The 12,317-nt window shown below is 68.4% G+C and carries 12 protein-coding genes and 1 tRNA gene; 10 read left to right on the forward strand and 3 right to left on the reverse strand.

Going from position 1 to position 12,317, the window contains the following annotated elements; genetic code table 11:
- Positions 1 to 89: 89 nt before the first annotated feature.
- The 4 genes from ASD43_RS16125 (at position 90) to ASD43_RS16140 (ending at position 4,702) form a co-directional block, all read left to right on the forward strand.
- Complete coding sequence (locus tag ASD43_RS16125; protein ID WP_056420820.1) at positions 90 to 1,889, forward strand: Na+/H+ antiporter; 1,800 nt, start codon at positions 90 to 92, stop codon at positions 1,887 to 1,889.
- Between the two features lie 91 nt (positions 1,890 to 1,980).
- Positions 1,981 to 2,901, forward strand: a complete 921-nt coding sequence (locus ASD43_RS16130; protein WP_056420826.1) for a MetQ/NlpA family ABC transporter substrate-binding protein — start codon at positions 1,981 to 1,983, stop codon at positions 2,899 to 2,901.
- 98 nt (positions 2,902 to 2,999) lie between these two features.
- Positions 3,000 to 4,043, forward strand: coding sequence for a methionine ABC transporter ATP-binding protein (locus tag ASD43_RS16135; protein ID WP_056420829.1), 1,044 nt, complete (start codon positions 3,000 to 3,002; stop codon positions 4,041 to 4,043).
- Positions 4,043 to 4,702: a methionine ABC transporter permease gene (locus ASD43_RS16140; RefSeq protein WP_056420830.1), complete on the forward strand. Its 660-nt coding sequence runs from the start codon at positions 4,043 to 4,045 to the stop codon at positions 4,700 to 4,702. Before ASD43_RS16135 ends, ASD43_RS16140 begins: the two co-directional genes overlap by 1 nt.
- Here ASD43_RS16140 and ASD43_RS16145 read toward each other — a convergent pair.
- Genes ASD43_RS16145 through ASD43_RS16155 form a run of 3 tightly spaced genes read right to left on the reverse strand, consistent with a single transcriptional unit; the run spans position 4,689 to position 6,639 of the window.
- Positions 4,689 to 5,612 (reverse strand): pseudouridine synthase, encoded by a 924-nt coding sequence (locus tag ASD43_RS16145; RefSeq protein ID WP_200946631.1) that lies wholly within the window; start codon positions 5,610 to 5,612, stop codon positions 4,689 to 4,691. The genes ASD43_RS16140 and ASD43_RS16145 overlap by 14 nt on opposite strands.
- 18 nt (positions 5,613 to 5,630) lie before the next feature.
- Positions 5,631 to 6,125 carry a MarR family winged helix-turn-helix transcriptional regulator gene (locus ASD43_RS16150; protein ID WP_056420837.1) on the reverse strand — a complete coding sequence of 165 codons (495 nt, stop codon included), beginning with the start codon at positions 6,123 to 6,125 and terminating at the stop codon, positions 5,631 to 5,633.
- Positions 6,126 to 6,168: 43 nt separating this feature from the next.
- Positions 6,169 to 6,639, reverse strand: coding sequence for a GNAT family N-acetyltransferase (locus ASD43_RS16155; RefSeq protein ID WP_056420840.1), 471 nt, complete (start codon positions 6,637 to 6,639; stop codon positions 6,169 to 6,171).
- A gap of 79 nt (positions 6,640 to 6,718) precedes the next feature.
- Between ASD43_RS16155 and ASD43_RS16160 the strand changes: the two genes are divergently transcribed.
- From ASD43_RS16160 to ASD43_RS16185, 6 genes are all read left to right on the forward strand, one after another.
- Positions 6,719 to 6,790: transfer RNA gene (locus ASD43_RS16160), tRNA-Gln, on the forward strand.
- Position 6,791: 1 nt separating this feature from the next.
- Entirely contained in the window at positions 6,792 to 8,222 is a 1,431-nt protein-coding gene (gene glmU, locus ASD43_RS16165) for a bifunctional UDP-N-acetylglucosamine diphosphorylase/glucosamine-1-phosphate N-acetyltransferase GlmU (RefSeq protein WP_056420845.1), read from the forward strand.
- A gap of 9 nt (positions 8,223 to 8,231) precedes the next feature.
- Positions 8,232 to 9,266 (forward strand): ribose-phosphate diphosphokinase, encoded by a 1,035-nt coding sequence (locus ASD43_RS16170; RefSeq protein WP_056420848.1) that lies wholly within the window; start codon positions 8,232 to 8,234, stop codon positions 9,264 to 9,266.
- A gap of 85 nt (positions 9,267 to 9,351) precedes the next feature.
- On the forward strand, positions 9,352 to 9,822 hold the full coding sequence (locus tag ASD43_RS16175) for an FMN-binding protein (RefSeq protein WP_056420851.1): 471 nt from the start codon (positions 9,352 to 9,354) through the stop codon (positions 9,820 to 9,822).
- 16 nt (positions 9,823 to 9,838) lie between these two features.
- Positions 9,839 to 10,696 carry an FAD:protein FMN transferase gene (locus tag ASD43_RS16180; RefSeq protein ID WP_056420854.1) on the forward strand — a complete coding sequence of 286 codons (858 nt, stop codon included), beginning with the start codon at positions 9,839 to 9,841 and terminating at the stop codon, positions 10,694 to 10,696.
- 24 nt (positions 10,697 to 10,720) lie between these two features.
- Positions 10,721 to 12,295 (forward strand): FAD-dependent oxidoreductase, encoded by a 1,575-nt coding sequence (locus tag ASD43_RS16185; protein ID WP_056420856.1) that lies wholly within the window; start codon positions 10,721 to 10,723, stop codon positions 12,293 to 12,295.
- Positions 12,296 to 12,317: the final 22 nt, after the last annotated feature.

The following is a 12,317-nucleotide window of genomic DNA, read 5'->3' on the forward strand; positions in this document are numbered from 1 at the left end:
CGGTGGCACTGCCGTGCGCTGTGCTCTGGGCGGGGTTCGATGCCATCCGGGATCGCACAGTGTGATCCTGCGGCACCCGGGAGGTTCAGATGGAAGGACTCGAGGTCACCGTCCTGATCGGACTCACGATCCTCGTGGGAACGCTGCTCGCGCCGCGTGTGCGGCTGGCGCTGCCGCTCGTGCTCGTCATCCTCGGCCTGGCGCTCGGCTTCGTGCCGCAGCTGCGTGAGATCCAGCTCCCGCCCGAGACCGTGCTGCTGCTGTTCCTGCCGGTGATGCTGTTCTGGGAGAGCCTGACGACGTCGCTGCGCTCCATCCGGCGCGACTTCCGCTACATCCTCCCCATGAGCACTCTGCTCGTCGTCGCATCCGCCTTCGCCGTCGCCGGGGTCGGGATCCTGTTCGGGATGCCGTGGGAGACCGCCCTGATCCTCGGCGCCGCCGTCGCGCCGCCGGATGCGACGGCTGTGGCCGCCCTCGGAAGGCTGCTGCCGAAACGCCTGTTCATGAAGCTCAAGGCGGAGAGCCTCACCAACGACGGCACCGCACTGGTGCTCTACGCCATCGCGATCTCGCTCGCACTCGGCGGCAACGTGACACCGCTGTCGGTGACGATGTCGGTGCTCACGTCGTACCTCGGAGGCATCGCGGCCGGTGTGGTGATCGCCGCCCTCGGCTACCTGCTGCTCCGTCGCTCCTCCTCGACGACCGTCATCAACGTCACCCTGCTGCTGGTCCCGTTCTCGGCCTTCCTGCTGGCCGAGATCGTGCACGCGTCCGGCGTTCTCGCCGTGGTGGTGGCCGGACTCATCGTCGCCTACGTGTCGCCGAGGGTCACGACGGCCTCGTCGCGTCGTCAGGTCGCCGCGGCGTGGCCGTTCGGCGTCTTCCTGCTCAACGGCGCGCTCTTCGTGCTGATCGGACTCGAGGTGCAGTTCGTCGCGCATGAGATCTCGGCGGCCGCCATCGGACGGCTGGTGCTGATCACGCTCGCCGTATGGGTGTCGCTGCTGGTCGTGCGCTACCTCTTCCAGGTCATGAACGCACTGTTCCAACGCCGCAACACGGTGCGCCCCTCCCGCGGCGCGAGGGCGCGTTCGATGGCGGTGTCGACCGTCGCCGGCATGAGGGGCGCCGTCTCGCTGGCGATCGCCCTGTCGGTTCCGGTCGCCAGTTCCACCGAGGGGGAGATCGCCGGGCGCGATGAGATCGTCTTCGTGACTGCCGGGGTCATCCTGCTGAGCCTGCTCGTTCAGGCACCCCTGCTGCCGGCGATCGTCCGCTGGGCGAGATTCCCGGTGGATCACGCGGAGGACGAGGAGTACGAGCTCGCGGAGCGGACCATCTCGGGAGCCGCCCTCGCGGCGCTGGACGATCTCGCGGTCGAGCACGGCATCGGGCAGGAGATCCGCGACAAGGTGCGCGCCGAGGGCTATCAGATGCTCGAGTTCTCGAACGCACGGGCTCTCGCGCGCGAGCAGGCCATCGTGGACGCCGAGGCGGAGGCCCTCGATGTGATGCTGGGGGAGCCGGACCCGCTGGGCGGTGACGAGCAGATCGACGGCGGGGCGGATGACGCGTCGCCGCGCCTCCGGCTGCCAGACCCCCGGCCCGGCGCCGACACGTCGGCCGATGGCACGTCGGGGGACGGCGAGGTCAGGACTCTGCAGATGCTCGCGACCTCGGTCGACGTCGACGTGATGCAGCGCTCGCCGCTGCTGCGCCACGAGGAGCACACGAGGCTCAAGCTGGCGCTGCTCGACCGCAAGCGGGAAGTGCTGCTCGGGCTGCGCAGAGACGGCACGGTCGACGACCTGGTGGTGCGCCGCATCTCCGCCCGGCTCGACCTGGAGCAGGTCCGTCTGCAGGGCATCGAGGAGTACGACTGAGAGCTGTGACGCCGTGTGACACTCGATTGTCGCGCACGGCATCGCGCTGCCTAACGTATTCGAGTCCCCCAAGAGAGGAACCCGAACACTCATGTCCATCAACGCATCCCGTCGGACCACATCCGTCATCGCCGCGCTCGCCGCGGTCCCGCTCTTCGTCGCGCTCGCAGGCTGCGCGACGCCATCCTCCGACGCCGGCTCCGGCGGGGGTGACTCCGCGGACGAGACCGTCAAGATCGGCATCGTCGGCAAGGGCGACCCGCAGTGGGCCCCTTTCGTCGAGGCGGCGGCCGAAGAAGGCATCACGGTCGAGCTCGTCGACTTCGGCTCGTACGAGCAGGTGAACCCCGCTCTGTCCGAGGGCGAGATCGACATCAACCAGTTCCAGCACATCGTGTACCTCGCCGAGTACAACAGCGCCTCGGGATCCGACCTGACGCCGATCGGATCCACCGCGATCTACCCGTTGGGTCTGTACTCGAGCAAGTACGACGACGTCGACGACATCCCCAAGGGTGAGACCGTCGCCGTTCCGGACGACGCCTCGAACCAGGCGCGCGCTCTCCTGGTCCTGCAGTCGGCCGGTCTCATCGAGCTCAAGAGTGGCGGATCGATCGTCTCCGACCTCGCCGACGTCGACACCGACAAGTCCAAGGTCAAGGTCACCGCCCTCGAGGCGGCGCTGATCCCCACGTCGCTGCCCGATGTCGCCGCCGCGATCATCAACAATGACTTCGTCAAGGACGCGGGCCTCACCTTCGACGACGCGATCGCCCAGGACGACCCGGAGGACCCCAACGCGCTGCCCTACGTGAACATCTTCGCGACGCGTGCGGAGGATGCCGACAACGAGACGTACCTGAAGCTCGTCGAGATCTTCCAGACGAACAAGGACGTGCAGGCCGGTCTGATCGAGTCGTCGGGTGACACCGCTGTGCCGGTGCAGACCCCGGCCGAAGACCTCGTCGCATCGCTGAAGAAGGTCCAGGAGGACACCGAGGCCACGAAGTAGGACGATCGGGTGCCAGGCACCCCGTCCGATGAGGCAGAATCGGGTGGCGCTTCGTGCGTCACCCGATTCTTCGTTCCCGAAGCAGACCGGAGCACCACATGCCGATCGTCACTCTGACGAACGTCTCCAAGACCTACCCCTCCCGCACCCGAGACGATGATGAGGTCGTGGCTGTCGACGACGTCACCCTCTCGATCGAGAAGGGAGATGTCTTCGGCATCATCGGCTACTCCGGTGCCGGCAAGTCGACCCTCGTCCGGCTGATCAACGCGCTCGAACCCGCGACGAGCGGGACCATCACGGTCGATGACGTGGACATCACCTCCCTCCGTGAGAGCGAGCTGCGCAAGGTCCGCGGCGGGATCGGCATGATCTTCCAGCAGTTCAACCTGTTCGCCTCACGCAGTGTCAAGGCGAACATCGCGTACCCGCTCAAGCTCGCCGGCTGGTCCAAGGCCGACATCGAGACCAGAGTCACCGAATTGCTCAGCTTCGTCGGCCTCGCCGACAAGGCCAAGGCCTACCCTGAGCAGCTCTCCGGCGGTCAGAAGCAGCGCGTCGGCATCGCCCGCGCACTCGCCACCGGCCCCGCGATCCTCCTCGCCGATGAGGCCACCAGTGCCCTCGACCCGCAGACCACGCACGAGGTGCTGGATCTGCTGAAGCGGGTGAACAAGGAGCAGGGCGTCACGATCGTCGTCATCACGCACGAGATGGACGTCATCCAGACCATCGCGACCAAGGTCGCTGTCATGGAGAACGGGCGGGTGATCGAGCAGGGCGACGTCTTCGACGTCTTCTCCGCCCCGCAGAACCCCGCCTCGCAGCGGTTCGTCGGCACGGTCGTCAAGGGCATCCCGTCGCCGTCCGAGCTCGGCGTGCTGCGCGACCGCCACCGTGGCCGCCTCGTCACGTTCTCGTTCCGCGACGGCGATTCCTCTCAGGCGCAGGTCTTCCTCGACCTCGCCGGCGCGGGACTCGACTTCGAACTCGTCTACGGCGGTATCAACGACATCCGAGGTCGAGCCTTCGGGCACCTCACGCTCGCGATCCGGGGTGACGACGCCATGATCGACCGCACACTCGCCGACATCGCCCAGCGCGTCGAAGTCACCGAGATCGCCGGAGAGGAGGCACGCTGATGGATCGTCTGAACGAATTGTGGCCCGAGCTGTGGAAGTCCGCGCTCGAGACCCTCTACATGACGACGTTCGCGCTCGTCCTCGGTGGCATACTCGGCCTCGCGATCGGGGTCGTCCTCTACGTCTCCCGACCAGGCGGTCTCGCGCAGAACCGCGCCGTCGCGATCATCGCGAACCTCGGAGTCAACTTCTTCCGGCCGATCCCGTTCGTGCTCTTCGTGGCGGTCTCCCAGCCGCTGGCTCGTGTCGTGGTCGGAACGGGCATCGGCACGACCGCCGGGGCCTTCATGATCGCCCTCGCCGCGGCTTTCGCGATCGGACGCATCGTCGAGCAGCATCTCGTCTCGGTCTCGCCCGGCGTCATCGAGGCGGCTCGGGCGATGGGCGCGGGTCCCTGGCGCATCCTCTTCACCGTCGCCATCCCCGAGTCGCTGGGGCCGCTCATCCTCGGCTACACGTTCATCGTCGTCGCACTCATCGACATGACAGCCATGGCGGGGCTGATCGGCGGCGGCGGACTCGGAGCGTTCGCCCAGATCTACGGGTTCCGGCAGTTCGAGCCGGTCGTGATGTGGACCGCGATCGTGCTGATCGTCGTGTTCGTGCACCTCGTGCAGATGCTCGGCACGCGCCTGGCGCGCAAGATCATGCGCCGCTGACGGGCGCTTCCTGCAGCGTGCGCGTCGTGGAGAACATCCGCGGCGCGCCGCTCAGTGGATCGACGAAGTGCAGTTCGCGCGCGAGCAGCTGCATGGGGTGGTCGAAGTCGTCGGGGCGCTCGCCCCGCAGCTCCGGATAGAACGGATCGTTCAGGATGCCGAGGCGGAGAGCCGCGAGGTGCACCCGCAGCTGATGCATCTTGCCGCTGTGCGGACGCAGCAGCGTGTGCACGACGCGCTCGTCGGCGTCGATGACCTCGATCGCGGTCTCGGCGTTGGGTTCGCGCTCGTCGTCGACCTGCACCTTCAGTTCGTTGCGGAGCTTCACGATGTGGTTGCGGTAGACCAGGGGGAACCGAGACGCGTCCCAGTCCGCCGGGCGCGCGGAGACCGCCTCGTACACCTTCTGCACCTGTCTGGTCTCGAACAGCAGCTGATACGGGCCCCTCGTGGCCGGACGCGCCGAGAACATGAGCACTCCGGCGGTCGCGCGGTCCAGACGGTGGATGGGGGCGAGCTCGTCGTTGCCGAGCAGATTGCGCAGGCGGATGAGAGCGGAGTTCTGCAGGAACTTGCCACCGGGGATGGTCGGCAGGAAGTGCGGCTTGTCGACGACCACCAGGTCGTCGTCCTGATGCAGGACCTCGATCTCCGCCGGGAGCCGGGTCTCCACAGGAGGATCGCGGTAGTACCAGATGAACTCCTCCACGCCCAGGGGAGTGTCCCTGGCGAGGGGTGTGCCGTCGCGGGCCACGATCTCGCCGCGGTCGAAGCGGCTCAGCAGGCCTTCGGGATCGAGGTGGAAGAAGCGGTCGATCATGTACGCGCCCACCGTCGGCCATTCGCCGGTCATCGGCACGTGCAGACGCGTGGCGCCGACGCCGTCGCGCACCGGAAGAGGGGAGAGCATGGCCATGTCGTCAGCGCCTCACGCGTCGACGCTGAGACTGAGCTTGCGCAGCAGACCGGCCAGTCGGTCGCGATCCGCGCGCGACAGCGCCTGCAGCAGGTCGTCCTCGACGTCGACGAGGCGCGTGATCGCGGCATCCACCCGGATCCGTCCGTCATCCGTGAGCGTGACCAGCACGCTGCGGCCGTCGGCGGGATCCGCTTCGCGGCGCACGAACCGGCGCCCGACCAGACGATCGATGCGGTTGGTCATGGTGCCGCTCGACACCAAGGTCTGCTGGAGAAGCTGCTTCGGAGAGAGCTGGAACGGCGCGCCCGCCCGCCGCAGTGCGGAGAGCACGTCCCACTCCCAGGATTCGAGATCGCTGCGGCGGAACACGTCACGACGCGCCCTGTCGAGAAGGCGCGTCAGCCTGTCCATCCGCGAGAGGACCTCGAGGGGCGAGAAATCGAGGTCGGGGCGCTGGGTGTTCCAGGCGCCCACGATCCGGTCAACCTCATCCGCCTCAGTCATCCGTCCATTATCGCGGGTGCGGTCGGGCCTGCGGGTGCGCCGGTCAGTCCGCGTCGAGCCGGATCGTCATGAACGTGCTGTGCGGATCTTCCACGTAGTCGGCGAACGGACCGCACTCCTCGAACCCCGCGCGGGCGTAGAGCGCGTGCGCGGCTCGGAAGAAGTCCGCACTGCCGGTCTCCAGCGAGACGCGCCGCACGCCACGGCGTCGCGCATCGTCGAGCAGCGCATCGAGCACCGCCTGTCCGAGTCCTTCGCCGCGCCGACCGGGATCCGTGCGCATCGACTTGAGCTCCTCGTGCCCCTCCGAGATCGGGGCGAGTGCGCCGGTCGCCACCAGCAGGTCGCCGTCGCGAAGCGCGAACAGGCGGACGCCCGGCGTCAGGAGACGGTCGAGGGTGAGCGCGTGCTGACTCTCCGGCGGAGCCGTCCCGGCCATATCGGCGTGATGGTCGAGAAGGAATGCGGCGAGGCCGGGCACGGGGCCCTCGACGCGGTCGATCGTGATGCTCATGCCGGAAGCATCTCAGACCCGTGTTTCGCAGGGATGACGGCGTGGCAGAATTGACGGGCGGTGCCCTCGGGTGCCGCGGTCCGCCGTGGTGTAATGGCAGCACGACAGCCTTTGGAGCTGTGAGGTCTAGGTTCGAGTCCTGGCGGCGGAGCATGACTGGGAACACGCTCGCCATCATCATCCTCGCCGCAGGCCAGGGAACGCGCATGCGCTCCCGGCTGCCCAAGGTGCTGCACGAGATCGGCGGGCGCCCGCTCGTCGGCCATGTGCTCACCACGGCGCAGCGGCTCGGGGCCGACCACGTCGAGGTGGTCGTGCGGCACGAGCGCGATCAGGTGGTGGCGGCGCTCGCTCACGACTATCCGGATGCGATCTTCGTCGATCAGGACGAGATCCCCGGCACGGGACGTGCCGTCCAGGTGGCCGTCGACGCGCTCCCGGACGAGTTCGACGGTGACGTCCTCGTGCTCTCCGGGGACTGCCCTCTCGCCGATGCCGACACCCTGCGTGCGTTCCTCGAGGCCCACCGTGCAGGGCAGGCCGGGGCGACGCTGATGACGGCCGTCGTCGACGATCCCACCGGGTACGGTCGCGTGATCCGCGACGAATCCGGCGGTGTCGACCGCATCGTGGAGCAGAAGGATGCGAGCGCCGACGAGGCGGCCGTGCGCGAGATCAACGCGGGCATGTACGTCTTCCGGGTCGGCGTGCTGCGCGAGTATCTCCCGACGGTGGGAGTCGACAACGCGCAGAGCGAGATGTACCTCACCGACGTCCCCGGGATGCTCCGGCGCGACGGCAGCCCGGTCGCCGCCTCCGTGGTGACGGACGTCACCGTGACGTACGGCGTGAACGACCGCGCACAGCTTGCCGAGGTCGGGCGGCTGCTCAACCAGCGCATCGTCCGGCGCTGGCAGCTCGAGGGCGTCACTGTGATCGATCCCGCGACCACGTGGATCGATGACGATGCGACGCTGGCTCCCGACGTCACGATCCTGCCGAACACCCACATCCTGCGGGCCACGAAGATCGCGGAGGGCGCCATCATCGGCCCGGACACGACCCTCGTCGACTGCGAGGTGGGGGAGGATGCGATCGTCCGTCGCAGCGACGCCACGCTCGCCGTGATCGGCGCGGAGGCGACGGTGGGGCCGTTCTCGTTCCTCCGCCCCAACACCGTGCTCGGGGCCAGAGGCAAGATCGGCGCGTACGTCGAGACGAAGAACGCCGAGATCGGCGAGGGCAGCAAGGTGCCGCACCTGTCGTACGTCGGCGACGCCACCATCGGGCGCGGGGTCAACCTGGGAGCCAGCACGATCACCGCGAACTACGACGATGTGCACAAGCACCGCACCGTCGTGGAGGACGAGGTGCACACGGGCTCGCACACGACCCTCGTCGCGCCCGTTAGGCTGGGAGCCGGTGCCAAGACGGGCGCCGGCGCCGTCGTCCGCAAGGACGTCCCCGCCGGATCGCTGTCGATGAGCATCGCCCCTCAGCGCAACATCGAGGGGTGGGTCGAGAAGAACAGGGCAGGCACGGGTGCGGCAGACGCCGCCGCCCGATCCCGAGTGGCGGAGTAGGCGAACACGATGGCGCGCAAGAAGAAGACGGTCGATCTGGACCGTGACAACGGCATCGCTCCCGGCCTTGTCGCCAAGACCAAGAAGCGTCTCGTCGTCGCGGGCGGGCGCTCGCACCCGCAGCTGGTCGCCGACGTCGCGGCCTCGCTCGGCACCGAGGTCGTGCCGACCGAGCACCGCACCTTCGCGTCCGGCGAGATCTACGCCCGATTCGACGTCTCGATCCGCGGCTGTGATCTCTTCCTCATCCAGACCTTCGGCGAGCCGGTCAACGAGTGGCTCATGGAAGCGCTCATCATGATCGACGCGGCCAAGCGGGCATCCGCCAAGCGCATCACCGTCGTCGCCCCGTACTATCCGTACTCCCGCCAGGACAAGAAGGGACGCGGCCGCGAGCCGATCAGCGCCCGCCTCGTCGCTGACCTGCTGAAGACCGCCGGCGCCGACCGCGTGATGAGCGTCGATCTGCACGCCGCCCAGATCCAGGGCTTCTTCGACGGACCCGTCGACCACCTGTTCGCCAAGCCCGTGCTGCTGGACTATTTCCAGCGCACACTGACCGCGGCGGATCGCGAGATCCTCACGGTCGTCTCGCCCGATATGGGCCGCGTGCGCGTCGCCGACACCTGGTCGGACAGCCTCGGCGCACCGCTCGCCATCATCCACAAGCGTCGCGACCCCAAGGTCGCCAACCAGGTCTCCGTGCACGAGATCGTCGGAACCGTCGAGGGACGCACCTGCCTCCTCGTCGACGACATGATCGACACCGGTGGCACGATCGTGAAGGCGGCGCAGGCGCTCAAAGCCGCGGGCGCGCACCGGGTGATCGTCGCGGCGACGCACGCGATCTTCAGCGATCCCGCCTCCGAGCGACTTCAGGATGCGTCGATCGATGAGGTCGTCATCACCGACACCATCCCGCTCACCGAGTCGCGGCGCTGGGACAAGCTCACCGTCCTGCCGATCGCCCCGCTCCTGGCCCGTGCGATCCACGAGGTCTTCGAAGACGGTTCCGTGACGAGCATGTTCGGCGGCGACGCTTAGGATCCCCATACCCGGGGCACAGCCCGTGCATAGACGCGATCCCTACGGTCGAGACAACACATCGATCAAGGCCGGAAGGACCATCATGATCCGCACGACTGTACCGACTTCTGTTCGTAAGGGCGCTGCCATCGCCGGCGTCGCGGGGCTCCTCGTCCTTGCAGGGTGCTCCGGCACCGCCGACGCCGAGGACTCTTCCACCGGGACGGGAACGGGTAACGCCGAATCCAGTGCCCCCTCGAACGCCGCGTCTGCCGGCGACTACACCGACGGCACGTACACGGCCGACGGCTCGTACAAGACTCCCGAGAGCGTGGAATCGGTCAGCGTCACCCTCACGATCGCCGACGGCGTCGTGAAGGACGTCGAGGTGACGGGCGACCCGAAGGCCCGCGAGACCGAGCAGTACCAGGGACAGTTCATCAAGGGGATCTCGGATGAGGTCGTGGGCAAGTCGCTCGACGACCTGAAGGTCGATCGCGTCGCCGGCTCCTCGCTCACCAGCGGCGGATTCAACGAGGCCGTCGCGTCGATCAAGGAGCAGGCCGCCGCCTAGGCGCCTGCCCACGGCAATGGCGATCTGGCGTTTCGACGCGATCGGCACCCGCTGGGAGATCGAGACGACCGATGATCTCGAGAGCGACGCGAAGGGCCGGGTCGCCGCCGAGATCGAGCGTTTCGACGCGGAGTGGTCGCGGTTCCGCACGGATTCCGCGGTCACCAGGGTCGGACGCGAGGGCGGTGAGATCGCCTCTGCGGATGCGGGGGCGATGCTCGACGCGTATCGAGAGCTCGCGCATGCCACAGCGGGAGCGGTGAATCCTCTCGTCGCCGACAGTCTGGCGGCGCTGGGATACGACGCCTCGTACTCTCTCGTCGCGGGCGATCCGATCGTCGCTCCCCGTGAGTGGTCGCAGCGGCTGCGGTGGACCCCGCAGACGGTGACCGCCGACGAGCCGACCCTGCTCGATGTGGGTGCACTCGGCAAGGGACGTCTCGTCGACCTCGTCAGCGGTGTGCTTGCGGATCTGCCGGGCGATCTCGTCATCGACGCGGGCGGCGACATGCGTGCGCGCGGGAACGCCGTGCGCGTCGGCCTCGAGCATCCGTACGACGCGACGAGGGCGATCGGCGTCCTCGAGCTGCAGGACGCCGCACTCTGCGCCTCCGCGGTAAACCGACGAGCGTGGGGCGACGGGCTGCACCACGTGCTCGATGCCCGCACAGGGATGCCCGTGCGGACGTGGGCGGCCACGTGGGCGATCGCGCCGGACGCCATGCGAGCGGATGCCGTCGCGACCGCGCTGTTCTTCGACGGCGGCCCCGAGCTCGCCGCATCCTGGGGCGTCGAGTGGGTGCGGATGTCCACGGACGGCCGGGCCGAGAGCTCTCCCGACTGCCCCGCCCAGCTTTTCACCGCTCGTTCCTGAGTCCCCGAGAGGGAAGATAAGACCGTGATCACCTCCATCACCTCCGCCCGGCAGCGCATCCTCGCGCTGCTCGGCGGCATCTCGATGTACCGAATGGTGCTGTTCTCCCTCGTCGCGCTCACGGCGATCGCCGTGGTGCTGTCGGCCCTGGGGGTGATCGTGTCGCCCACTCCGCTCGAGATCCTCGTCTCCCTCGTCGTGCTCGCTGTGGTGATCTCCCTGGTCGACGCGGCCGCGCAGCGCATCCTCCGCCGACCGTGGCGCATCGAGTCGTCTCTCGTGACCGCACTGATCCTGCTGTTCGTGCTCCGCCCCGGCATCGAGCCGAGCGCGCTCCTCGGCCTCGCGATCGCCGGAATCGTCGCGAGCCTGTCGAAGTACCTGATCGTGTGGCGGGGCAGGCACATCCTCAATCCCGCCGCGTTCGGCGCAGCGGTCGTCTCGATCCTCGGATCCTTCGGCGCCTTCGAGTGGCTGGGAACGTCGTCGTCGTGGTGGGTGGGAACGCCCTCGCTTCTCATCCCGGTCGTCATCCTCGGCCTCGCCGTCCTGTGGCGCACCGAGAAGGTGCGCATCGTCGTGGTCTTCCTGGTGATCGCCGTCGCGGTCTCGGTCCTCCGCCAGGCCGTCCAGGCGCAGGAGGCCTCCTTCGCGTTCGACGTGGGCACGGCCCTCTCGTTCGCCGTGCTGCAGTCGCCCTTCCTGTTCCTAGGGGCGTTCATGCTGTCCGAGCCGCTGACCCTGCCGCCGCGTCGCTGGCAGCAGTTCTCGGTGGCGGCGCTGGTGGGTGTTCTCGCCGGCTGGCCGATCGCCGTCGGCACCCTCTTCACTCTCGGACAGGAGCGCGCGCTGCTCATCGGGAACCTGCTCGCGTTCGCCTTCGCCCTGCGCGGATCCGTGAAGCTGGTGCTCGAGAAGAGGCGCTCGGTCACCCCGACCGCGCAGGAGCTCACCTTCCGCGTCGAGGGGCCCGTGAAGTTCCTGCCGGGTCAGTACCTCGAACTCGACGTCCCGCATCGCCGCCCCGATGTGCGCGGCACCCGACGCGAGTTCAGCATCGTCTCGGCGCCCGCCGACCTTCCCACGCTGCGCATCGCCTACAAGCACGGCGATCAGGCGCATCCGTCGAGCTACAAGCGCGCACTGGCCGACGCCACGCCCGGAGCCGGCCTCGCGGTCACGGGCACCTGGGGCGACTTCCTGCTGCCGCGCGAGGAGACGCCCGTCCTGATGGTCGCCGCGGGGATCGGCGTCACCCCGTTCGTGTCGCAGCTGCGCCAGCTGCAGCTGACCGGGCAGCGACGCGACGTGGTGCTCGTTTACGTGGCGTCGAGCAGCGCGGAGCTCGCGTTCCGCGATGAGCTCGTGGAGACCGGGGCGCGGGTGATCGTGTTCACGCGCGATGAGCCGAGCGATCTGCCCGCGCACTGGAGCTGGGCGCAGGGCGCCCGACTCGACGCCGCGGGACTCGAGCGTCACGTGCACGATCTCGACGAGCGGCACTCGTACATCTCGGGTCCGCCACGGCTGATCGCCGACCTCGCCCCGGCTCTCCGCAAGGCGCGGTCTCTGACGACCGACGCGTTCGCCGGGTACTGACGGTCCGAGGTCCCGTCCGGTT

Source organism: Microbacterium sp. Root553 (genome assembly GCF_001426995.1).
In the GTDB taxonomy this organism is placed as follows: domain Bacteria; phylum Actinomycetota; class Actinomycetes; order Actinomycetales; family Microbacteriaceae; genus Microbacterium.

Bases quoted from the DNA above. Each gene is read 5' to 3' on its own strand.
- ASD43_RS16150 (WP_056420837.1), bottom strand. From the start codon at position 6,125: ATGACTGAGGCGGATGAGGTTGACCGGATCGTGGGCGCCTGGAACACC.
- ASD43_RS16180 (WP_056420854.1), top strand. From the start codon at position 9,839: ATGGCGATCTGGCGTTTCGACGCGATCGGCACCCGCTGGGAGATCGAG.
- glmU (WP_056420845.1), top strand. From the start codon at position 6,792: ATGACTGGGAACACGCTCGCCATCATCATCCTCGCCGCAGGCCAGGGA.
- ASD43_RS16130 (WP_056420826.1), top strand. From the start codon at position 1,981: ATGTCCATCAACGCATCCCGTCGGACCACATCCGTCATCGCCGCGCTC.
- ASD43_RS16175 (WP_056420851.1), top strand. From the start codon at position 9,352: ATGATCCGCACGACTGTACCGACTTCTGTTCGTAAGGGCGCTGCCATC.
- ASD43_RS16145 (WP_200946631.1), bottom strand. From the start codon at position 5,612: ATGCTCTCCCCTCTTCCGGTGCGCGACGGCGTCGGCGCCACGCGTCTG.
- ASD43_RS16170 (WP_056420848.1), top strand. From the start codon at position 8,232: ATGGCGCGCAAGAAGAAGACGGTCGATCTGGACCGTGACAACGGCATC.
- ASD43_RS16155 (WP_056420840.1), bottom strand. From the start codon at position 6,639: ATGAGCATCACGATCGACCGCGTCGAGGGCCCCGTGCCCGGCCTCGCC.
- ASD43_RS16140 (WP_056420830.1), top strand. From the start codon at position 4,043: ATGGATCGTCTGAACGAATTGTGGCCCGAGCTGTGGAAGTCCGCGCTC.
- ASD43_RS16125 (WP_056420820.1), top strand. From the start codon at position 90: ATGGAAGGACTCGAGGTCACCGTCCTGATCGGACTCACGATCCTCGTG.
- ASD43_RS16135 (WP_056420829.1), top strand. From the start codon at position 3,000: ATGCCGATCGTCACTCTGACGAACGTCTCCAAGACCTACCCCTCCCGC.